The sequence below is a fragment of the Qipengyuania gaetbuli genome (assembly GCF_009827315.1).
GTDB classification, from domain to species: Bacteria; Pseudomonadota; Alphaproteobacteria; order Sphingomonadales; family Sphingomonadaceae; genus Qipengyuania; species Qipengyuania gaetbuli.
Window position 1 is genome coordinate 244148 of sequence record NZ_WTYF01000004.1, and the last position, 22238, is coordinate 266385.

Here is a 22238-nt window from a genome sequence, read left to right on the forward strand (position 1 = left end):
TGTCTGTGGAGAATAAGCGCGGCTTGCCGCTTCCAGTTTGGGCGCCGAGTTCCTACTCTGGCCCTATGCCTTACAAGCCCTTCGTTCCCCTGCGCGTGCTGTCCGCCTATTCGATGCTCGAAGGGGCGATCGACCCGAAGGCGATGGCCAAGCTGGCGAAGGAACGCGGCTTTCCCGCCATCGCGATTGCGGACCGCAACGGCCTGTATGGCGCGGTCATGTTCGCCAATGCCTGCAAGGCCGAAGGCGTGCAGCCGATCATCGGCACGCTGCTGGGCGTGGCGCGCGACGAGGAAGGGCGGATCGTCGATTACCTGCCGCTCTACGCGCAGGACGAGGCGGGCTACGACAATCTCTGCCATCTCGTCAGCCGCGCACATCTCGACCGCCCGCTGGAATTCGAACCGCACGTCCGACTGTCCGACCTTGAAGGCCATACGGACGGGTTGATAGCCCTGACCGGCGCGAGCGAGGGCGGCGTCACCCGCCTGCTTGCCGAAGGGCAGGTCAGCCACGCCGTCGCCATGCTGGACCGGCTGGAGGCTCTGTTCCCCGGCAGGCTCTACATCGAACTCGCCCGGCGCGGGAACGAGGCGGAAGAGGCGGCGGAAAACGCGCTGATCGATCTCGCCTACGAACGCGATCTCCCGCTGGTCGCCACGAACCCCGCGAACTTCGCCGAACCGCATATGTACAAGGCGCATGACGCCATGCTGTGCATCGCCAATTCGACCCATGTCGATGCGGAAGAACGGGCCAAGTCCAATCCCGAAGCCTATGTGAAGACCGCGCACATGATGGAAGAAGGTTTTGCCGACCTTCCCGAAGCGGTTTCCAACACGCTCGTCATCGCCCAGCGCTGCGCTTTCGCGCCGCCTTACCGCAATCCCATCCTGCCCAGCCTTGCAGGCGACCTCGAAGGCGAGGCGCGGATGCTGGAAGAGGACGCGCGCAAGGGTCTTGCCAAGCGCCTCGAACCCTATGGCGAGATGTCGGACGAGGAGCTGAAGGTCTATGTCGACCGGCTCGATTACGAAGTCGGCATCATCAACCAGATGGGCTTTCCCGGCTACTTCCTGATCGTTGCCGACTTCATCAAGTGGGCGAAGGAGCAAGACATTCCCGTCGGGCCGGGGCGTGGTTCGGGTGCAGGCAGCCTGGTCGCATGGGCGCTGACGATTACCGATCTCGACCCCATCAAGCTCGGACTGCTGTTCGAACGCTTCCTCAACCCGGAACGCGTGTCGATGCCCGACTTCGATATCGATTTCTGCGAAACCCGCCGCGGCGAGGTGATCCGTTACGTGCAGGCCAAGTACGGCCACGATCACGTCGCGCAGATCATCACCTTCGGTAAGCTGAAAGCGCGCGCCGTGCTGCGCGATACGGGCCGTATCCTCCAGATGAGCTACGGCCATGTCGACCGTATTTGCAAGATGGTGCCGAACCATCCGACCGACCCGTGGACCCTGCCTCGCGCGCTCAACGGGGCGGCCGATTTCAAGGCCGAATACGACAATGACAACGAGGTGAAGCGCCTCGTCGACCTGGCGATGCAGCTGGAGGGCTTCCCGCGCAACAGCTCGACCCACGCGGCCGGCGTGGTGATCGGCGACCGTCCGCTGGCGAAGCTGGTGCCGCTCTATCGCGATCCGCGCTCCGACATGCCGGTGACGCAATACGACATGAAGAATGTCGAAAGCTCCGGCCTCGTCAAATTCGACTTCCTCGGCCTGAAGACGCTGTCGGTACTCAAGAAGGCGACGGACCTGTTGAAGAAGCGCGAGATCGACATCGACCTCTCGCAGCTGCCGCTCGACGATCCGGCGGTCTACGACCTGATGAAGGCGGGTAATACGGTCGGCGTGTTCCAGCTGGAATCGGAAGGCATGCGCCGCACGCTGACCGCGGTGAAACCGACCAATTTCGGCGACATCATCGCGCTCGTCTCGCTCTATCGCCCGGGCCCGATGGACAACATCCCGCTGTTCGGCAAGCGCAAGGCGGGCGAGGTGCCGATCGAGTATCCGCACGCCAAGCTCGAGGAAATCCTCACCGAAACCTACGGCATTTTCGTCTACCAGGAACAGGTCATGCAGGCCGCGCAGATCCTCGCCGGATACTCGCTCGGCGATGCAGACTTGCTGCGCCGTGCGATGGGCAAGAAGGTCCAGGCGGAAATGGACGCCCAGCGCGAACGTTTCGTGGCCGGATGCAAGGACGTGTCGGGTATCGAGAAGGCCAAGGCGAACGAGCTGTTCGACTTGATCGACAAGTTCGCCGGCTACGGCTTCAACAAGTCGCACGCCGCCGCCTATGCGCTGCTCGCCTACCAGACCGCGTGGCTGAAGGCGCATTACCCGGAAGAATTCTTCGCCGCGTCGATGTGCTTCGACATGCACCAGTCGGAAAAGCTGACCATTTTCGTCGACGATGCGCGGCGGCAGGGCATCGCGGTCGAGCCGCCGTGCCTCAACCGTTCGGAAGCCGAATTCACTGTCGAGCAGACCGATGACGGTTACGCCGTGCGCTATGCGCTGGCCGGTATCCGCAACGTCGGCGAAAAGGCGATGGAGGCGATCGTTGCCGAACGCGAGGCGGCGGGCCCGTTCGAAAGCCTGCAGGACCTGTTCGAGCGCATTCCGAAAGGCTCGCTCAATTCCCGCCAGCTGGAAGCGCTCGCCTGTGCCGGCGCGCTCGATGCGCTGGAGCCCAACCGCGCGAAAGTGTTCGAGAATGCCGACATGCTGCTCGCCGTGGCCGACGCCGCCGAGCGCGAGCGGAGCAGTGGGCAGGCGGCCCTGTTCGGCGGCGAGGACCAGCCCGGCGAGACGCTGCGCCTGAAAGAGGTCGAGGACTGGCCGCGCGCCGAACGCATGGCGCGCGAGCGCGAGAATTTCGGCTTCTACTTCTCCGCCCACCCGGTCGCGGCCTGGAAACAGGTCGCATCGGCCAATGGCGCGCGCTCCTATGCTTCGCTCATGGCAGGCGGCGCGCCTGCCGGCGGGCGCTCCAACGCGGTAATGGCGGCCATGGTGGAGAAGGTGAACAAGGGCACCACGCGCCGCGGCAAGCCCTTCATCCGCGCCGATTTTTCCGATGCCTCCGGCCAGTTCAGCGCGGCCTGTTTCGAGGAAGGCATGGTCGAGAAGTTCATGAAATGGGCGGAAGACCAGACCTGCGTACTGCTGCAGGTCGAACTCGATGCCCCGAGCCCCGACGAACCACCGCGCATCACCGTTCGTGGGGGCACGCCGCTGGCCGAAGTGCGTGGTTCCATGCCGATGATCATGACGCTCGACGTGCTCGACGGATCGGCGCTTGAAGAGCTCAAGACGGAACTGCTCGCGGCCATGGGCGGGCAGGACGAGGTGCTGGTGACGCTCCGGACCGGCGAAGCGGCCGATCCGGTCATGCGGCTGGGGCGGAATTTCTCTCTCGACGGCGAACTCGCCGAACGCTTGGCAAGCGTGCCGAGCCTTGCCAAGGTGCAACTCGACAAGCGGCGAGGCGGGGCACACCTGCGACTCGTCAACTGAGTTGAGAGCCGCCCGAGGGGGCGGCACGAGAGAGGAGAGGCTGAATGCTCGGAGCGATGCAGGACTGGACCATGCGCGTCACCCACGTGATCGATCACGCGGCGCGCGAGGCACCTGACCGCGAAATCGTCACCCGCTGGGCCGATGGCAGCGAGACGCGCACCAATTGGCAGGGTATCCGCACCGACGCGCTGAAGATGGCACAGGCGCTGCAGGCGCTGGGCCTGCGCAAGGGCGACAAGGTCGCCAGCCTCGCGATGAACCACTCGCGCCACCTCGTCAGCTGGTACGGCGTGGCGGGCATGGGCGGCGTGCTCCACACGGTGAACCCCCGCTTGTTCGACGACCAGCTCGAATACATCGTCAATCACGCCGAAGACCGCGTGATGGTCTATGACGCGGCTTTCCAGCCGATCGTCGACAGGATGCGCGACCGCTGGACCACGGTAGAGCACTACATCTGCTTCGACAGCGGCGAGCATACGACCTCGTTCGAGGACTGGATCGCCGCGCAGTCGGGCGATTTCCAGTGGGTCGCCGGGAGCGAGCGCGACCCTTGCATGATCTGCTACACCAGCGGCACGACCGGCAATCCCAAGGGCGTCCAGTACGAGCATCGCAGCACGGTGCTGCACGCCATGGCCGGGCTTCAGCCCGCAGCGTTCAATTTCAGCGCCTCGTCCGTGATGCTCCCCGTGGTACCGATGTTCCACGCGGCCAGTTGGGGCCTGCCCTATGCGGGCGCGATGGCGGGCATCAAGTTCGTCTTCTCGGCCGTGAACGATCCTGCCGTGCTGCATGACATGATGCTCAAGGAAGGCGTGACCGACAGCGCGGGCGTGCCCACAGTCTGGCTTGCGCATTTCCAGTATTGCGACGCCAATGGCATCGACCTGCCGCCGCTGAAGGCCGCGACGATCGGCGGTTCTGCCGCGCCCAAGTTCATGATCGAGCGCCTGATGAAGAACGGCACCCGCGTCCAGCACGCTTGGGGCATGACCGAAACCTCGCCCATCGGCACGGTCGGTGGCCCGACGCACGACTGGGAAAACCTCAGCCTCGAAGAACGCGTGGTGAAGACCATGAAGCAGGGCCGCCCGATCTTCGGCGTGGAACTGCGCACGGTCGATCTCGACGACAACACCAAGGTCCTGCCGCGCGACGGCGAGACTTCGGGCGCGCTGCAAATCCGCGGGCCCTGGGTGGTGAAGCGGTATTTCAAGGCGGAAGAGGACGCCGTGACCGAGGGTGGCTGGTTCGATACCGGCGACGTCGGCGTGCTCCACCCAGACGGCACGCTGCAGCTGACCGACCGCACCAAGGACGTGATCAAGTCGGGCGGCGAATGGATCAGCTCGGTCGAGCTGGAAAACGCCGCCGTCGGCCATCCGGCAGTCGCTGAAGCCGCCTGCATCGGCATGTTCCACCCCAAGTGGGACGAACGTCCGGTGCTGTTCGTGGTGAAGAAGGAAGGGGCCGATTGCTCCGACCGCGATGTGATCGATTACCTCGCCGACAAAGTCGCCAAGTGGTGGCTGCCCGATGCGGTCGAATTCGTCGACGACATCCCGCACACGGCCACCGGCAAGATCAGCAAGAAGGACCTGCGCGACCGGTTCGCGGACTACAAGCTGGCCGACGGCTGAGCCTACGCGCGTGGCGCGCCTGATCCTCCTCAACAAGCCCTACGGTGTGCTCTCGCAGTTCACCGGGGGCAAGGACGGCGTGGACGACACGCTGGCGCATCTCGTCGATGTGCCGGGCGTCTATCCGGCGGGCCGGCTCGACAAGGACAGCGAAGGGCTGTTGCTGCTGACCGACGACGGGCGGCTGCAATCACGGATCGCCGAACCGCGCTACAAGCTGCCCAAGACATACCTGGTGCAGGTGGAAGGCGAGGTCGGCGACGATGCGCTGGAACGCCTCTCCCGGGGTGTCGACCTCAATGACGGCATGACCCGGCATGCTAGGGCCAAACGGATAGACCCGCCGCCGCTGTGGGACCGCGATCCGCCGGTGCGCTATCGCAAGAGCGTGCCCGACAGCTGGATTGCGCTCGAAATTACCGAGGGCCGCAACCGGCAGGTGCGCCGGATGACCGCGGCAGTCGGTCTGCCCACCTTGCGGCTGGTCCGCTGGCGCATCGGCGAGTGGAGCCTCGACGGGATCGCACCCGGGACATACCGCGAATTGCAGGTCTAGGAGAGACAGATGAGCGACACCTATATCGACCCGAGCCCGGCCAATTTCGCCGCTTTCAAGGACCTGCCGCGAGACGAGCCGATCCACATGCTCAACCTGTTGCGCTATCGCGATCTCGCCGAATATCCCGAGGGCCACGAGCACGCGGGCAAGGGCTGGAGCGGGCGGCGCGCCTACGAGGAATACGGCAAGACCAGCGGCCCGATCTTCCGCCGCGTGGGCGGCAGCATCGTCTGGCGTGGTGCGTTCCAGACGGTGGTGACCGGGCCGGAAGCGATGCAATGGCACGACGGCTTCATCGCGCAATACCCGCACGCCGGAGCCTTCTTCGAAATGATCAAGGACGCGGACTACCAGAAGGCAGTCGTGAACCGCACGGCGGCGCTGGCGGACAGCAGGCTGGTGCGCTTCAAGCCGGGCGCTGCGGGGGAAGGGTTCGGGTAGGGCCCGTGAGGATCAGCAATTCGCAATGGTAGTGCAAAAGGTCGACCAGCACGACCGATTGCAGGACGCAAGGGAGGCATTGAGCCTTTAACCGCATGAACAAGACCAGCTCTCCCGTCGCTGCGCAGTCCACACGGCTCGTCCTCTGGACACTGCTCGTCGTCTACATCCTGAACTTTCTCGACCGGCAGATCGTCAATATCCTGGCCGAGCCGATCAAGCAGGATCTCGGCCTTTCGGACACCCAGATCGGCCTGATGACCGGGCTCGCGTTTGCCCTGTTCTACACGTTTCTCGGCATCCCGATCGCGCGTTATGCCGATAACCCGAAGTCCAGCCGCACCACGCTGATCTCGGTTTCGCTCGCCTTCTGGTCGGGCATGACGGCCCTGTGCGGACTGGCCCAGAATTTCGGCCAGCTGCTGCTCGCACGGATCGGGGTCGGGGTGGGCGAGGCAGGGTGCACGCCTGCCGCCCATTCGCTCATTACCGACACGGTGCCGGCCGAAAAGCGGTCTTCGGCGATGGCCTTTTACGGCCTGGGTATCCCTATCGGCAGCCTGCTCGGCATGGCGATGGGCGGCCTGCTTGCCGATGCCTACGGATGGCGCACCGCATTCCTGGTTGCGGGCGTGCCGGGCATAATCATGGCTGTCGCACTGCCCATGCTGATCCGCGAACCGCGCCGACATAGTCCGGCCGCGGCGAGCGAGGACGCGCCCATGCCTAACGCACCTGGTGCGGCCGCAGCAGTTCCGGGTGAGCCGCCCGCCGCTCTGCCTGCCCGCGATGCGCTACGGGAAATCCTGCGCTCCAAGGCGATGGTGCAATTGCTGGTCGCCGCCGGGCTGGTGGCTTTCCTGTCCTATGGCAAGACCGTCTGGGCCACGATCTATTTCATCCGCTCGCACGGCCTTTCTCCGGGCGAGACCGGGCTGTGGCTCGGTATTTCGGCCGGATTGGCGGCCATGCTCGGCACCTGGGGCGGCGGCTGGATCGCCGACCGCTATGGCTCGCGCGACCCGCGCCATATCCTCACCGCGCCCGCTCTGGGCCTCGTGATCGGCGCTCCGATATTGTTCTTCGGCTATGCGGCCGCCGACTGGCGGTTCGGTCTCGTGCTGATCGTCGTCGCGACCGTCCTCAACAGCTTCTACTACGGCCCGACCTATGCCTGCGTGCAGGGGCTCGTGCGTCCGCAGGCAAGAGCGATGGCGACCGCCGTCATGCTGTTCGCGCAGAACTTGATCGGATTGGGGCTGGGACCGCTGTTCTTCGGTATGCTGTCGGACGCCTTCGCGCCGGTCGCAGGCGAGGACAGCGTGCGCTGGGTGCTTTACGGGGCAGCATGGCTGGGCCTTGTGCCGGCCTTCTTCTTCTGGCGGGCAAGAGCGCATCTGGCGTCGGAACTGGGCAAGAGCTCCTGACCACCTGATTGCAGGCGCTCACAACAACCGCAGCTGCCCGCCCACCGCAGGCGGCCTGAACTGCGTGCAGTCGAGCTCGAACTTCGCCTTGCCGAGGCCTGCGCGCTTGCACGCAACACGGAACCTTGCGCGGAACAGGTCGGCCCAGACGCCGGTCGGCTTCAGGCGGGAGAAAAAGTTGGGGTCGTTGTCCTTGCCGTTCCTGATCGACCGGACGATGCCCATCACCTTGTCGCCGCGCTCGGGGTAATGGACCGAGAGCCATTCGCGGAACAACGGGGCCACCTCGTGCGGCAGGCGCAGCGGGATCCAGCCCACGCTGTCGACGCCGATGGCGGCGGCGCGCTGGACGATCTCCTCCATGAACTCGTCGGTGATGGATGGGATGACCGGCGCGACCGAGCAATGCGTCGGCACGCCCGCTTCGGCCAGTTTATGCAGCGCGGAGAGTCGCTTGGCCGGTGAAGCTGCGCGTGGTTCGAGCTTTCCCGACAGCTTTGCATCGAGGCTCGTCACCGAAATGGCGACCGCTACCAGGCGCCGCTCAGCCATCTCCGACAGGATGTCGAGGTCGTCGAGTACCCGGTCGGACTTGGTCGTGATGGTCACCGGGTGCCGCGCATCGAGGCACACTTCCAGCACCTGCCGCGTGATTCGATAGTCGCGCTCGATCGGCTGGTAGGGGTCGGTATTGGTCCCCATGGCGATGGGGCGGGGGCGGTACTTCGACTTCGCAAGCGTTGCCCGCAGCAGTTCCGCCGCATTGGGCTTGGCGAACAGGCGCGTTTCGAAATCGAGCCCCGGCGACAGGTCGTGATACGCATGGGTCGGCCGTGCGAAACAATAGACGCAGCCATGCTCGCAGCCGCGATAGGCATTGATCGACCGGTCGAAGAAGATGTCGGGCGACTGGTTGAAGCTGAGGATGGTGCGCGGGTGTTCCTCGGTCACATGAGTGCGCAGCTTCACTGGCGGTCCGTCGAGTGCCTCCATGTGGTCGCGCCAGTCGCCATCGGCCTCGCGCGTGGCAAGACCGAAGCGCGTCGGGACCGCGGCGGACTGGGCGCCGCGCCCGCGCAGGGGCGACTCGTTGCTGGCTTCCATGCGTGAGAACATACACAGAACATAAGGGGCGTGGAAGCGGGTTCAGCGTTCCCGCAGGCGGGGCATCAGTTCGACGAAATTGCAGGGCCGGTGGCGGCTGTCGAGCTGGTGGGCGAGGATCTTGTCCCATCCATCTTTCACGGCGCCGTTCGATCCGGGCAGCGCGAAGATATAGGTCCCGCGCGCCAGCACCGCGCAGGCGCGGCTCTGGATCGTGCTGGTGCCGATGCTCTCGATGCTGATGTAGCGGAAGTACTCGCCGAAGCCGGGAATATCCTTGTCCTTCACGCGGTCGAGCGCCTCGGGCGTGACATCCCGGCCCGTGAGGCCGGTTCCGCCGGTGGTGATCACCGCATCGACCATCTCGTCGTCGATCCAGCGGTGGAGGTGCGCGGCGATCTCGTTCTTGTCGTCGCGGCTGATCTCGCGCGCGGCGAGCGTGTGGCCGGCCGCCTCGATCCGCTGGGCGAGGATGTCGCCCGAGGTGTCGTCCTCGGCCTTGCGGCTGTCCGAAATGGTCAGCAGCGCGATGTTGACGGGCTTGAAGGCACGGGTCTCGTCGATAGCCATCAGCGCGTCCTCGGGAATTGCGGCCACTGGTTCTGCGCGAGTTCCGTCCGGCTTTGCGCAACGGCCTCTGCCTGGCGCAGGTACATCCAGTAATTGCGCATCACCACTGCGACGTATTCGCGCGTTTCCCAATAGGGGATCGATTCCATCCAGAGCAGCGGGTCGCCCTGGTCGTTGATCTCGCTGTTCCAGCGCGCGACCGGCGTGGGGCCGGCGTTGTAGGCGGCCATGACCTTGGGCAGGTGCCCGCGAGTATAGCCTGCGTCCGCCAGCGCCTGCAGTGCCCTTTGCCCGAAGGCGAGATTGACCGCCGGGTTCTTGAGGTCCGCACCGGCGCTCATGTTGATGGAGGCTGCATACTCGCGCGCCGCGATGGGGCGGATCTGCATCAGGCCAATGGCATTGGCTGGGCTGACCACGCCCTCGCGGAAATTCGATTCCTGTAGCGCGTGGGCGAAGGCGAGCGCCGGATCGACGCGCCAGCCTCCGGTGGGCTGGTGATAGGCGACGGGCCAGCGCAAATTGGCGGGAGAGCTCGTGCCGCGCGGCGCATTGTAGGCCATGAAGGTCTGCGTGCCGGCAAGGCCCAGCGCCCGGGCAAGGCGGGTGAGCGCGGGAAAGTCCGAAGGCTCGATCCGACGTGCCTGCCAGCGCAGCGCCTCGTCGGCGAGGTCGCGCCTGCCGACCTCGGCCAACATCACGGCCTCGCGCACTGCGGCCTCGTTCTGGAGGCGGCGCCAGTCGTCCTGCGTCAGGTCGGGACTGGCATGGTCGCCGGGCAGCGTCTGCGCCAGCTGCTCGTGCGCGAGCATGCCGTAAAGCGTCTCGGAAAAACGCGCCGCGCCGCGCAATTGCTCGTCGGCCTTTTCCGGCTGGCGGCAACGGATCAGCGCGCGGGCAGCCCAGTAATGCGCTGCGGCGGTCAGCGAGCCATTGGCCGAAGCCGCGGCGCTGCGACGGAAATAGTCGGCGGCGTTCTCGCAGTCGCCGAGACGCCAGGAGGCAAGGCCTGCCACCCAGTCGCCCTCTGCCACCCAGGGACCGCGGCCCTGACCGACCAACTGCGCCATGGCGAGCGCTTCGGCATCGCGGTTCTCGATGTAATAGGACCAGGCAACGCGCTGGCGCCATTCGGCTCGGGCTTCGGATGACAGGGAGGCGTCGACGCCGTCGAGCAGCAGCCGCGCGCCATCGGGATCGTCATTGGAAATCCGGTCGAGGATCGCGCTCTGGACGCCGTCCGGCATCGAACCGTCGGAGACGGTGCGGGGGCGCATGCGCTTGGTCACGCCGCGCTGGCCGACCAATTGCCGTTCACGGGGTAGCGTGGGGGCGTTCTCCAGTCCGCGCGTCCGACCGAGCCGGATAATGGCCTCGGCCTCGGGCAGGCTCGCGTAACGGGCCAGCCACGCCTCGATGCGGGGCAATTCGATGCGCGGGCTTTCGGGGTGGAGGAAATAGGCGGCAAGGACAGAGCCGTGCAGCGGACCGTCCGTCCGCTCCCCCAGCATGACTTCGACCCGGTCCCAGTTCTTCGCCTCGATCGCCTCGAACAGCGAGCGGTAGTAAAGCTGGTCGTCGCCCGACAGGAGCTGCGGCAGGACGGCCGCATGCGAACGGGTGAAATAGGCAAGGCTGTCGGAGCCTTGCGCGGTGGCGGGGGATGAGAGGATCGAGCCACCGAGAGCGGCGGCCAGCAGAAAACGTTTGGTCATGCGGTCCATTCGAGCCAGCGGTTCCAGAAATTCATGCGGCGTTCCGGAGTGCGGGAAAGTTCGGCCAGATCGGGAGCGAGCAGCAGGGGCACGTGACGCTCGCCGGTGGTAATCAAGGCGGGTTCGCGCGCGGCGGCAGGCGCGATGCCGAACAGCGGGGCCATACCCCTGCCGAACACGAGCACGCGTTCCGGCGCGGCGAGGGCGATGTGGTGGGCAGTCACGGCGCCGAGGCCATTGGCGGCCAGTTCTTCCCAGTCGGCCAGCGCGGCAGGCGCGGGCAGGGCGCTCGAAAGATAGGCTTCGTGCGGTTCGACGCCCATCGCCTTGAGGATGGCCGCGGCAAAGCGACCTGCGCCGCCCGAGAGCAGTGCATCGCCGTCATCGGCATAGGGTTCGGCAACGAGGACCATCAGCTTGGTGCCTGCGACTCCGCGCGGGGGGAGCCGCGCTTCGGTGCCGGCGAGCGAAAGCGAAGCCTCGCTCATCCACCATTCGCGAAATTTTCCGAGATCGTCCGGCCATGCTGCCGCATCGCCGCCGATCCGGCCCGTTTCGGGGGCCTGCTGGAAAGCGCGTTCGAGCGGGGTGGGCTTGGGTTCTTCCACCCGCGCCACGGGCTTGGGCGCCGCTACGGCTTCTTCCGCTTCGGGACTGGCGAGCCAGCTGTGCGGATCGGCCGCATAGTCGTGATCGACGCCCGCTTCGCGCCACCAGTCGAAGGCGGCTTCGAGAGCTTGGGCTGCGTCGATTTCGCCGTTATTCGTGGGGTTTTCGTGCATCATCCGTCCGCTGGAGGTCTTGACCTCAAACGCGGCAGCAATCAAGGCATCGCGCAAGCGAATAGCGACGAAAAGAGAGAGACATGAGCGAACGTGAATCCATGCCCTGCGACGTCGTCATCATCGGCGGCGGCGTTGCCGGCCTCGCCGCGGCGATCCGGTTGAAGCAGATCAACGAGGACCTCGAGGTCGTGGTGCTCGAAAAGGGCAGCGAAATCGGCGCTCACATCCTTTCCGGCGCGGTGGTCGACCCCAAGGCGCTCGACGAATTGCTGCCCGAATGGCGCGACATGGATTGCCCCATGGCGCAAACGCCGGTGGGCGAGGACCTGTTCTACACGATCAGCGAAACCGGCGCCTCGGCCATGCCGCACATCATGTTCCCGCCCTTCATGTCGAACGTGGGCTGCTACACCGGCTCGCTCGGAAACCTCTGCCGCTGGCTGGCCGAGCAGGCCGAAGGCATGGGCGTGATGGTCTTCCCCGGCTTCCCCGCTGCCGAGGTGCTGTACGACGAAAATGGCGCTGTTGCCGGCGTCGTCACGCAGGACATGGGCATCGCTGCCGACGGCAGCCAGAAGGCCGATTACCAGCCGGGCATGGAAATCCACGCCAAGTACACGCTGTTTGCAGAAGGTGCCCGCGGTAACCTCACCAAGCAGATGAAGGCGAAGTACGACCTCGAGGCAAACTGCCAGCCGCAGGTCTACGGCATCGGCATCAAGGAATTGTGGGACATCGATCCCGAACTGCACGAGCCGGGCAAGATCGTCCACACGCAGGGCTGGCCGCTCAGCGAAAGCGGCAGCAACGGCGGCGGCTTCCTCTATCACCAGGCGAACAACCAGGTCGCCCTGGGCCTCGTCACCTGGCTCGATTATTCGAACCCCTATGTCAGCCCGTTCCAGGAATTCCAGCGCTGGAAGCACCATCCGCTGATCGCCGAGGTGCTCAAGGGCGGCAAGCGCGTCGCCTACGGCGCGCGCGCGATCAACGACGGCGGCTGGCAGAGCGTGCCCAAGCTCGCTTTCCCGGGCGGCGCGCTGATCGGCTGTGCAGCCGGCTTCGTCAACGTGCCCCGCATCAAGGGCAGCCACACCGCCATGAAGAGCGGGATGCTGGCCGCCGAGAGCGTGGCCGCAGCCGTTGCGGCAGGCCATGAGCATACCGAACTGATGGAATACGATGCAGCCGTCCGCGACAGCTGGATCGCCAAGGAACTGAAGCTCGTCCAGAACGCGCTTCCCGCGATCGAGCGTTTCGGCAGCGACATCGGCACCGTGCTTGGCGGCGTCGACATGTGGATGCGCTATCTCAAGATCGGCCTGCCGATCAGCATGAAGCACCACCGCGACTGCGAGGCGCTGAACCGCGCCGACCTCTACAAGCCGATCGACTATCCCAAGCCCGACGGCGTGCTCAGCTTCGACCGCCTGACCAGCGTCAGCTTCAGCTACACCAACCACGCCGAAGACCAGCCGGTCCACCTGCAGGTCAAGGACATGGAACTGCAGAAGGACAGCGAGCTTGGCGTCTATGCCGGTCCCTCGACCCGCTATTGCCCCGCCGGCGTCTACGAGTGGCTGGTCGACGATGCGACGGGCGAGCCGAAGTACCAGATCAACTCGCAGAACTGCGTCCACTGCAAGACCTGCGACATCAAGGATCCGAACCAGAACATCAACTGGACCACCCCTGAAGGCGGCGGCGGGCCCAACTATCCGAATATGTGAGGCGCTATGGCACTGGACGAGCGGGACTGGCGGCGAGCACGGTTTGCGGGTCTCGAATCGTTCGGGATCGATCGGCGCCACGCGCTCGCGGGTGGTCTGGCAACTCTCTCTTTCGCGCTGCTGGGGTGCGAGTTGGCCGCTGCCAAGCCGGCGCAGCGCATGGCGGCTCGCGACTGGATCGAACGACAGGGAGAACTTGCCCGCGCGCTCAAGGGTGGCGAGATCGCCCCGGCGCAGTGGATGGCCGATGTCGAACAGCTTGCCTCGGAAATTGAAATTGCCGAACTTATGGCAACCGTCGATCAGGCAAGGATCACTGCCAATCCGGCCAGCGATACGAACGATCCGCGCAAGCGAACGGTACGTTTTCTGGATGAACAAGGAGAGCCGCGTCGACTGGGATACGGCGCGGCCTTCTTCGATTTCGAACCGCACAACGTGATCACACCGCACGGCCACCGACATATGGTCTCGTCCCATCTCGTCGTGGGCGGCAGCTTCAGGGTGCGCAACTTCGACCGGCTTCGCGATGAAGAGGGCGCGATGATCGTGCGCCCGACACGCGACTACGTCGCAGAAACCGGGCAATTGTCGGCAATGACCCCGGACCGCGACAATATCCACTGGTTCGTCCCGCAGGGTGGAAGTGCGCGCACCTTCGATGTGGTGATTTCCGGACTGGACCCGGGTGAAGACGACTATGAAATCGAGGCAATCGATCCAATCGGCGGGACTGTGCTGGAAGATGGCTCGATTCGTGCGCCCAAGATTGCCTTCGAAGCCGCCTCCGAAAAATATACCACTGCGCTCTGACAGCTAACCGTGCCAACATCCGAAACCGCCTACGCCAAGATCAACCTTGCGCTGCATGTCCGCAGGCGGCGCGAGGACGGCTATCATGAGCTGGAAACGCTGTTCGCTTTCGTCGATGCGGGCGATGTGCTGACGGCTAGTCCAGCCGCGCAGGACAGCGTGCGGGTGGCGGGAGAATTCGCAGGCGGTCTCGAGGATCCGTTTGACAATCTTGTCGTCAAGGCGCTCGGCAAGCTGCCGCGCGCCGACGGTCTGGCGATCACGCTCGAGAAGAACTTGCCTGTCGCAGCCGGGCTGGGCGGGGGTTCGGCCGATGCGGGGGCCGTCTTCCGCATCGTTCGCGAGCGCTTCGGCCTGCCGGCGGACTGGCAGGCGCGCGCCGCCTCGCTCGGCGCGGATGTCCCGGCCTGCGTCGAAAGCCGGACCTGCATCGGGCGCGGCACCGGCACGGAACTCGAACCAGCCGACGACAGTCTTGCGGGTACCCCCGTCCTGCTCGTGAACCCGCGCGTGCCGCTGTCCACCGGACCGGTCTTCAAGGCGTGGAACGGCGTCGACCTCGGCCCGATGCCGGAAGGCGATGCGCGGACCGTGGCGACAGAGGGCCGCAACGACCTCGAAGGCCCGGCCATCGCGCTCTGCCCTCCTGTCGCCGGAGTCCTTGCCGCGCTGCGCGGAACTTCGCCCTTTCTCGCCCGTATGTCGGGTTCTGGCGCGACCTGTTTCGCGCTGTTCGACAACGAAGCAGCGCGGGACCGGGCCGCGGCATCCATCGCCGCCGACCAACCGGGCTGGTGGCAGATGCGGGGGAACCTCAGATGATCGACGGCTTGCCGTACCGCCAGGTGGGGACGGACATGATGCGCCCGGGCGGCCTGATCTGCGTGGCCGACCACGCCTCCAACCATGTGCCTGCCGAAGTGGACCTCGGTATCGACCGCAAGCTGCTGGACGATCACATCGCGCTCGACATCGGCGTCGAAGGCATCGCCGACCGGCTGGCCCGACGCCATGGCATCCCGGCCCATATCGCCACAGTCAGCCGCCTTGTGTGCGACTTCCACCGGACCGAGGACGATCCGGCCGCCGTCCCCACGTCGAGCGACGGGCACCTGGTGCCGGGCAATATCGGTGCCGACATCGAGAAGCGTCTCGACCTCTATCACCGCCCCTATCACCGCGCGCTGGAAGCGATGATCAAGGATGCCAAGCCGCGCATGATCGTGGCGCTCCACAGCTTCACGCCGAGCCTTGCGACCAGCGACGTGGAGCGTCCGTGGGAAGTCGCGCTGCTCTACAACAACGACGATCGCGCCGCGCTGCACGCGATCCGACTGTTCGGCGAACAGGGCCTGACCGTGGGCGACAACCAGCCCTATTCGGGCAAGCAGCTGAACGCCACCATGGACCGCCACGCCGAAGCGCAGGGCATCCCCTATTGCACGGTCGAGATCCGGCAGGACCAGATCGCGACCGAGGCGGGGCAGGCGCGCTGGGCGATGCTGCTGGCCGACGTGATGGGCCGCGTCGCGCTCGAAGTCTAAAGGCGAACTTGGGCTAGGCCGGACCAAACTAGCGTTAGCGAAGGCATTTCTCTCTGCTAGGCTCCGCGCCGCAAGCAACCAGAGAGCCAGCCATGCCCGCCTACCGTTCCCGCACCACCACCCATGGCCGCAACATGGCCGGCGCCCGCGGCCTGTGGCGCGCCACGGGCATGAAGGACGAAGATTTCGGCAAGCCGATCATCGCGGTGGTCAACAGCTTCACCCAGTTCGTGCCGGGCCACGTCCACCTGAAGGATCTCGGCCAGCTGGTCGCACGCCAGATCGAGGCGGCAGGCGGCGTCGCCAAGGAATTCAACACCATTGCGGTCGATGACGGCATCGCGATGGGCCACGACGGGATGCTCTATTCGCTACCCAGCCGCGACCTGATCGCGGACAGCGTCGAATACATGGTCAACGCGCACTGCGCCGATGCGATGGTCTGCATCTCCAACTGCGACAAGATCACGCCCGGCATGCTGATGGCGGCCCTGCGGCTGAACGTTCCAGCAGTCTTCGTTTCCGGTGGCCCGATGGAAGCGGGCAAGGTCGTGGTGAAGGGCAAGGAGATTGCGCTCGACCTCGTCGATGCGATGGTCGCTGCCGCCGACGAAGCCTATTCGGACGAGGAAGTGACCGCGATCGAGCAGAACGCGTGCCCGACCTGCGGTTCGTGCAGCGGGATGTTCACTGCCAATTCGATGAACTGCCTGACCGAGGCGTTGGGCCTTTCGCTGCCCGGCAACGGTTCGACGCTCGCGACCCATGCCGACCGCAAGGGCCTGTTCGAGCGGGCCGGTCGTCTCGCCGTGACGCTCGCGCGCCGATATTACGAAGAAGAGGACGAAAGCGTCCTGCCGCGCTCGATCGCCAGCTTCGAGGCGTTCGAGAACGCGATGAGCCTCGATATCGCCATGGGCGGGTCGACCAACACCGTGCTCCACCTGCTTGCTGCTGCGCATGAAGCCGGCGTCGACTTCACCATGAAGGACATCGACCGGCTGAGCCGCCAGGTGCCGTGCCTGTCCAAGGTCGCACCCGCGAAGAGCGACGTCCACATGGAGGATGTTCACCGCGCAGGGGGGATCATGGCGATCCTCGGCGAACTGGAGAAGGCGGGGCTGCTCCACACCGCTCTGCCCACCGTGCACAGCCCGACCATGGGCGATGCGCTGGACGATTGGGACATCGGCCGCACGCAGAACAACAAGGTGCGCGAGTTTTTCTCCGCGGCGCCCGGCGGCGTGCCGACACAGACTGCCTTCAGCCAGTCGCGCCGCTGGGAAGAGCTCGACCTCGACCGCGAAAACGGCGTGATCCGCAGCGCCGAACATGCTTTCAGCAAGGATGGCGGGCTGGCGGTACTGTACGGCAATATCGCCCGCGACGGCTGTATCGTGAAGACGGCGGGCGTGGACGAAAGCATCCTTGATTTCGCAGGGCCAGCCAAGGTCTTCGAGAGCCAGGACGATGCCGTTACCGCCATCCTGACCGGGCAGGTGGTAGAAGGCGACGTGGTGGTCATCCGCTACGAAGGGCCGCGCGGCGGGCCGGGCATGCAGGAAATGCTCTACCCGACCAGCTATCTCAAATCGAAGGGCCTTGGCGCAGCCTGCGCCCTGCTGACCGACGGGCGGTTTTCGGGCGGCACTTCAGGCCTGTCGATCGGCCATGTCTCTCCCGAAGCCGCAGAACGCGGCGAGATCGGACTGGTGGAGGACGGGGACCTGATCGAGATCTCGATTCCCAACCGCACCATCAACCTTGCCGTATCAGATGAAACGCTCGCCGAGCGCCGCGCGGCGCAGGGCGCAAAGGGCTGGAAGCCTGCGAAGCCGCGCGACCGGCGGGTGTCGCCCGCGCTCGAAGCCTATGCGGCGATGACCACCTCGGCAGCGCGCGGGGCGATCCGCGACGTCTCCCAGATCAGGAAGGACTGAGGGCAAGCCGCTTGCATGAGCGCCGCCGAAGTGGCAGCGCGCCCCGATGCACCGATTGCTTTGCCTGACCCCGCTCCTGCTGGCGAGCGCCTGCTCCGGAGAGCCTGAGGCGTCCCCGCAGGTGGCCGATCAGGGCGGCGAACCGGTCGAATGCGCGCTCGATGGGGCTGAAACGTTCGCGCCGGTGTGCTCGCTTCTTCCGTCTGCAGATGCGGAATCCCTAGCGCGGGTAATCCAGCATCCCGACGGCGGCTTCCGCGTGTTCGAATATGGCGAGACCAATAGCGGCCTGCTCGCGCGCGATGGCGCCGACAGTTCGATCGAAACGGTCGATGGTGACAAGGTCATCGTCTCTATCGGCAACGACCGCTACCGCTTCGATATGCCGGTGGCCGGTGACTGATCCCGTCCTCACGGTCGAGCAGATGCGCGCCGCAGAGCGTGCTGCAATGGACGCCGGGACCAGCGAATGGGAACTGATGCTCAGGGCGGGCGAGGGAGCGGCGCATTACGTCCACCGCGTCGCGGCAGGACGCGGTGCCTGCGTATTGTGCGGCCCGGGCAACAATGGCGGCGACGGATACGTCATTGCGGAAAGCCTGCGCCGACGCGGTTACGCGGTTTCGGTCATCGCGCCGCTCGAACCCGCAACCGACACCGCGCGAAAAGCGCGCTCGGAATTCCGCGGCGAGGTCGCCAGCGACGGTTCCCCAGAGGGCGCGGTCGTCGTCGACTGCCTGTTCGGCTACGGCCTTGCCCGACGGGTTGAGGGCAAATTTGCCGGATTACTTGAAGAACTAGCCTCAAGTGATTGTTTTAAAATAGCTATAGACGTTCCAAGTGGCGTCGAAAGCGACACGGGCAAAGCCTTGGGGCCGCTTCCTGACTACGACCTCACACTGGCCCTTGGCGCTTGGAAGCAGGCGCATTTCCTGATGCCGGTGATGGCAGCGATGGGTAGCAAGCGGCTGGTCCCGCTCAACCTGCCTCACGCGGGGCGAGTTGCGCGCTTGTCGGCGCGCCCCCGGCTCTCGGCGCCTCCGAAAGACAGCCACAAATACCGCCGCGGACTGGTGGCGGTCGTTGCGGGCGATATGCCGGGGGCGCCGCTGCTTTCCTGCGAGGCGGCGATGCGCGCCGGGGCAGGTTACGTGAAGCTCATGAGCGACCATTCGCATCCCGATGCGCCTGCGGAACTGGTGATCGAACAGGCCGATCTTTCCGAGAACCTCTCGGACGAACGGATTTCCTCGGTTCTGGTCGGGCCGGGCCTCGGCCGCAGCGATGAGGCGCGCGGCAGGCTGTGCGCAGCGCTCGAAAGCGGAAAGCCCTGCGTGGTCGATGCCGACGCATTGCACCTGCTTGACCATGACGTCATCGAAGGCGTCGACACTTCGCGCATCGTCGTGACGCCGCACGAAGGCGAACTGGCGGCACTCTGCAAAAGCTTCGACGTCGAGGCGGACAACAAGCTGGACCGGGCGAGAAAACTGCACGACGTCACCGGCATGACCATCCTTGCCAAGGGCCCCGACACGATCTGCGTGGGCGAGGGCAGTGCGGTATTCTTCGACGCGGGGTCCAGTTGGCTCTCGGTCGCAGGGTCGGGTGACGTCCTTGCAGGCATCATCGCCGCCCGCCTTGCAGGGCATGGCGAACCGGTGCGCGCCTGCGAGGAGGCGGTCTGGCTGCACCACGAGGCTGCGCGCCTGTCCGGTGCGGCATTCACGGCCGGAGAGCTGGCCAGTTCGGTCAACCGCGCCCTGGAGAACTTCCTTTGACTGCACCCGAAACCATCCTGCGCATTGCCGCCAAGGGCGATGGCGTCACCGCGTCCGGCAGGCATTTTGCGGGCGCCGTCACCGGTGACGTCATCCTGCCCGACGGAACCATCGAAGCAGGGCCGCACCATGTCGCTCCTCCGTGCCGTCATTTCGGCACGTGCGGTGGCTGCCAGTTGCAACACGCCGACGAAGAGGCGCTGCGCCAGTTCGTGACCGAAAGGGTTGTGAATGCCGCCGAGGGGCAGGAGGTCGCAGCCGCAGAAGTCTTGCCCACGCACCTGTCTCCGCCCGCGACCCGTCGCCGCGCGACCCTTCACGCCCTGCGCACTGCCAAGGGTGCCGCGATCGGGTTTCGCGAGGGACGCAGCAACCGCATCGTCGACATGCAGGAATGCCTGATCCTCGACCCGCCGCTGTTTGCGCTGGTTGCGCCGCTGCGCAAGCTGGTCGCCGCCCACGCGGGGCGCGGGCCAGTGGACATTTCCCTGACGCTGGCGGACCAGGGCGTGGATTGTGCCATCACTGGCATCGAGACCGAAGGCCTTGCCGCGACCGAGGTGATGCTCGATTTCGCGCGCGACCATAGGCTTGCGCGCCTGTCGCTCGACCAGGGTTACGGTGCCGAGACCGTCTGGGAGCCGGAGCCTGCGACGATTACGCTGGCCGGCGTGGCGGTTCCCTTGCCCCACGGCGCTTTCCTCCAGCCGACGCGCGATGGCGAGGCGGTCCTGCTTGCCGACGCGAAGGAATGGCTGGCGGAGAGTGCGACCATGGCCGACCTGTTCGCTGGTCTGGGCACCTTTGCCTTTGCGCTCGCAGGTCCGGCCAAGGTTCTGGCGGTGGAGGCGGCACGCGATGCACATCTGGCCTGCAAGACGGCGGCTAATGCGCGCGGCATACCCGTCCATGCGATGCACCGCGACCTCTTCCGCAATCCGTTGCAGGCGGCCGAAATCTCGCGCTTTTCATCCATCTTGCTGGATCCGCCGCGTGCCGGCGCGCGCGAGCAGGTGGCACAGATCGCGGCAAGCGAAGTAAGCCGCGTCGCCTATGTCAGCTGCAATCCGTCGAGTTGGGCGCGCGATGCGAAGGCGTTGGTGGAGGCAGGCTTCAGGCTGGAGAAGCTGCGGCCCGTGGGCCAGTTTCGCTGGTCTACCCACGTCGAGCTGACCAGCCTCTTCACCCGCTAGGCGCGCAAGGCCTCCAGCAACTGACTTCGCAGCCAAGCGCGTGCGTCGAGTTCGGCATAGGCATGTCCGGCGCCCGGACACTGCCGGATGCGCTCGTCACTCGGCCAGTTGTCCGCAAAGGCCTGTGCGGTGCGGTCATTCTGGGCCAGCAGGAAACGCACCGGGCCATCGAACTGCCCGAGAGCCTCTTGCAACTCCTGCGCCAGCCTCGAAGGCCCGCTCTCGCCCTTCGCCGCTTGCTTCAGGCCTGCCTTGATCTTTCCGAGATCGGTCTTGCCGGTGAGCAGGCGCCAGATCGCGCCGGGGTCGGCGAGTTTCGCGCGATAACGCGCCCGGGTCCGTGCAGGCGAGGGCAGCGGGCCGTCCTCTTCGTCGATCGCCCAGGGGTTGCTCAGGACCAGTGCATCGAAGCCGAGACCCTCGGTCAGCATGAGGGCAGAAGCGCCGTCGCAATTGCCGAAGCCGACCACGCGGGTCATCTGCGGCACAAGCGCGCGGAATGAGCGCAGGGCTGCCGCGATGTCGGCGCGCGATTTGTCGAACCCGCGATCCTCGCCGTCGCTGTCGCCGATCCCCCGTCGGTCGAAGCGAAAGACCGGGAAACCGGCCGCAGCGATCTCCGACGCCAGTCGGGCCTGCCAGCCGAACGCCCCCGCGCGCGGCTCCTGTCCGCCCGTTACGATCAGCAGCCCCGTCGTGCCCGGCGCATTGTCCAGCGTACCGGCGAGGTTCAGTCCGTTGCAGTGGAAGGCAAGATGAAGCCGCTTCACCGGGCGAGCTCCTGCGCGAGCAAGTCGGCCAAGGCTTGCGCCTGATCCGCGTCCTCGCCGATTTCGGCCCTCAGCCACAGTGGTGAACCGCCGATTTCCTCGTGATCCACGACCACTAGATCGCCGGTTTGCACTCCGGTGCCTTGTTCAAGCTCGCGGACCATTTCGCCCGACATGCTCCAGCCGGCGACGATACCGCCATGCTCGCGTGCGTCTGCGATGACTTCTGCTGGCTGCCGCCCGACGCCTGTCTCCGCTTCGGACAGGCTCTGCGCGCGGGCCAGCGAGGTCAGGGCCCTTGCCGGCGCCTGCGGAGCGTAGAGCCATCCTTGAAGTTCCGTCGGAGCGATCGCCGCGCACGTTCGCACCGCCAGCACATGGGTTGCTCCGAAATGCCCCGCTGCTGCTTCTGCAGCCGTCCGCCACCCCGCGAGGGTCTGCTTGCCCAGTGGCGCAAGGCTTTCATTACAGCCCGGCAGGTCAGGCAGGACGCTGGCGATACCGCGCAGCGACAGGAGGCGCATGACCTCGCGCAATTGCCGGCGCAGCCTGTTGGCTTCTTCGAAAAGGGGAGGCAGCACGAGCAGGCGATTGCCGCTCTGAGCCTTGAAGACCAGGGCCATTTCCTCGCTGGTCCCACCTTCGGGCAGCGGGGCGGGCCAGGTTTCGTACATCGGGCGG

19 protein-coding genes are annotated in these 22238 nt (G+C 65.7%); 13 read left to right on the plus strand and 6 right to left on the minus strand.

The window, feature by feature from the left end:
- Positions 1-65 precede the first annotated feature (65 nt).
- The 5 genes from dnaE to GRI42_RS03565 all read left to right on the plus strand — a co-directional run bounded on the left by dnaE (position 66) and on the right by GRI42_RS03565 (position 7612).
- Complete coding sequence (dnaE, locus tag GRI42_RS03545) at positions 66-3539, plus strand: DNA polymerase III subunit alpha (RefSeq protein WP_160606979.1); 3474 nt, start codon at positions 66-68, stop codon at positions 3537-3539.
- 44 nt (positions 3540-3583) lie between these two features.
- Positions 3584-5185, plus strand: a complete 1602-nt coding sequence (locus GRI42_RS03550; protein ID WP_160606980.1) for a long-chain fatty acid--CoA ligase — start codon at positions 3584-3586, stop codon at positions 5183-5185.
- A 10-nt stretch (positions 5186-5195) separates the two neighbouring features.
- Positions 5196-5741 carry a pseudouridine synthase gene (locus tag GRI42_RS03555; protein WP_160606981.1) on the plus strand — a complete coding sequence of 182 codons (546 nt, stop codon included), beginning with the start codon at positions 5196-5198 and terminating at the stop codon, positions 5739-5741.
- Positions 5742-5750: 9 nt separating this feature from the next.
- A complete protein-coding gene (locus GRI42_RS03560; protein WP_160606982.1) occupies positions 5751-6185 on the plus strand; it encodes a DUF1330 domain-containing protein in 435 nt (144 codons plus the stop codon).
- Positions 6186-6280: 95 nt separating this feature from the next.
- Complete coding sequence (locus GRI42_RS03565; RefSeq protein WP_160606983.1) at positions 6281-7612, plus strand: spinster family MFS transporter; 1332 nt, start codon at positions 6281-6283, stop codon at positions 7610-7612.
- Between the two features lie 18 nt (positions 7613-7630).
- On the opposite strand, the gene GRI42_RS03570 is transcribed toward GRI42_RS03565, so the two are convergent.
- The 4 genes from GRI42_RS03570 to GRI42_RS03585 are packed head-to-tail and all read right to left on the minus strand — an operon-like array spanning position 7631 to position 11828.
- Positions 7631-8716 carry a PA0069 family radical SAM protein gene (locus tag GRI42_RS03570; protein ID WP_160606984.1) on the minus strand — a complete coding sequence of 362 codons (1086 nt, stop codon included), beginning with the start codon at positions 8714-8716 and terminating at the stop codon, positions 7631-7633.
- A 42-nt stretch (positions 8717-8758) separates the two neighbouring features.
- Complete coding sequence (moaB, locus tag GRI42_RS03575) at positions 8759-9286, minus strand: molybdenum cofactor biosynthesis protein B (protein ID WP_160609060.1); 528 nt, start codon at positions 9284-9286, stop codon at positions 8759-8761.
- Complete coding sequence (locus tag GRI42_RS03580; protein ID WP_234033815.1) at positions 9286-11001, minus strand: lytic transglycosylase domain-containing protein; 1716 nt, start codon at positions 10999-11001, stop codon at positions 9286-9288. Before GRI42_RS03580 ends, moaB begins: the two co-directional genes overlap by 1 nt.
- Positions 10998-11828: a hypothetical protein gene (locus GRI42_RS03585; RefSeq protein ID WP_234033817.1), complete on the minus strand. Its 831-nt coding sequence runs from the start codon at positions 11826-11828 to the stop codon at positions 10998-11000. Before GRI42_RS03585 ends, GRI42_RS03580 begins: the two co-directional genes overlap by 4 nt.
- A 38-nt stretch (positions 11829-11866) precedes the next feature.
- Here GRI42_RS03585 and GRI42_RS03590 point away from each other — a divergent pair, with 38 nt between their 5' ends.
- From GRI42_RS03590 to GRI42_RS03625, 8 genes are all read left to right on the plus strand, one after another.
- Positions 11867-13516: an electron transfer flavoprotein-ubiquinone oxidoreductase gene (locus GRI42_RS03590; protein WP_160606987.1), complete on the plus strand. Its 1650-nt coding sequence runs from the start codon at positions 11867-11869 to the stop codon at positions 13514-13516.
- Between the two features lie 6 nt (positions 13517-13522).
- On the plus strand, positions 13523-14329 hold the full coding sequence (locus tag GRI42_RS03595) for a cupin domain-containing protein (protein ID WP_160606988.1): 807 nt from the start codon (positions 13523-13525) through the stop codon (positions 14327-14329).
- A gap of 9 nt (positions 14330-14338) precedes the next feature.
- A complete protein-coding gene (locus GRI42_RS03600) occupies positions 14339-15151 on the plus strand; it encodes a 4-(cytidine 5'-diphospho)-2-C-methyl-D-erythritol kinase (protein ID WP_160606989.1) in 813 nt (270 codons plus the stop codon).
- On the plus strand, positions 15148-15873 hold the full coding sequence (locus GRI42_RS03605; protein ID WP_160606990.1) for an N-formylglutamate amidohydrolase: 726 nt from the start codon (positions 15148-15150) through the stop codon (positions 15871-15873). The genes GRI42_RS03600 and GRI42_RS03605 overlap by 4 nt, the downstream gene beginning before the upstream one ends.
- A 92-nt stretch (positions 15874-15965) precedes the next feature.
- Positions 15966-17813: a dihydroxy-acid dehydratase gene (gene ilvD / locus GRI42_RS03610; protein ID WP_160606991.1), complete on the plus strand. Its 1848-nt coding sequence runs from the start codon at positions 15966-15968 to the stop codon at positions 17811-17813.
- A gap of 46 nt (positions 17814-17859) precedes the next feature.
- A complete protein-coding gene (locus tag GRI42_RS03615) occupies positions 17860-18216 on the plus strand; it encodes a hypothetical protein (RefSeq protein WP_160606992.1) in 357 nt (118 codons plus the stop codon).
- Positions 18209-19594: an NAD(P)H-hydrate dehydratase gene (locus GRI42_RS03620; protein WP_325065294.1), complete on the plus strand. Its 1386-nt coding sequence runs from the start codon at positions 18209-18211 to the stop codon at positions 19592-19594. Before GRI42_RS03615 ends, GRI42_RS03620 begins: the two co-directional genes overlap by 8 nt.
- On the plus strand, positions 19591-20787 hold the full coding sequence (locus GRI42_RS03625) for a class I SAM-dependent RNA methyltransferase (RefSeq protein ID WP_160606993.1): 1197 nt from the start codon (positions 19591-19593) through the stop codon (positions 20785-20787). Before GRI42_RS03620 ends, GRI42_RS03625 begins: the two co-directional genes overlap by 4 nt.
- Here the strand turns inward: GRI42_RS03625 and GRI42_RS03630 are convergent.
- Positions 20784-21557 carry a hydrolase 1, exosortase A system-associated gene (locus GRI42_RS03630; protein WP_160606994.1) on the minus strand — a complete coding sequence of 258 codons (774 nt, stop codon included), beginning with the start codon at positions 21555-21557 and terminating at the stop codon, positions 20784-20786. The two genes, GRI42_RS03625 and GRI42_RS03630, sit on opposite strands and share 4 nt — an antisense overlap.
- The gene (locus tag GRI42_RS03635) at positions 21554-22231 is read right to left on the minus strand and encodes a hypothetical protein (protein WP_160606995.1); all 678 of its coding nucleotides are present in this window, start codon (positions 22229-22231) and stop codon (positions 21554-21556) included. The genes GRI42_RS03630 and GRI42_RS03635 overlap by 4 nt, the downstream gene beginning before the upstream one ends.
- Positions 22232-22238 lie beyond the last annotated feature (7 nt).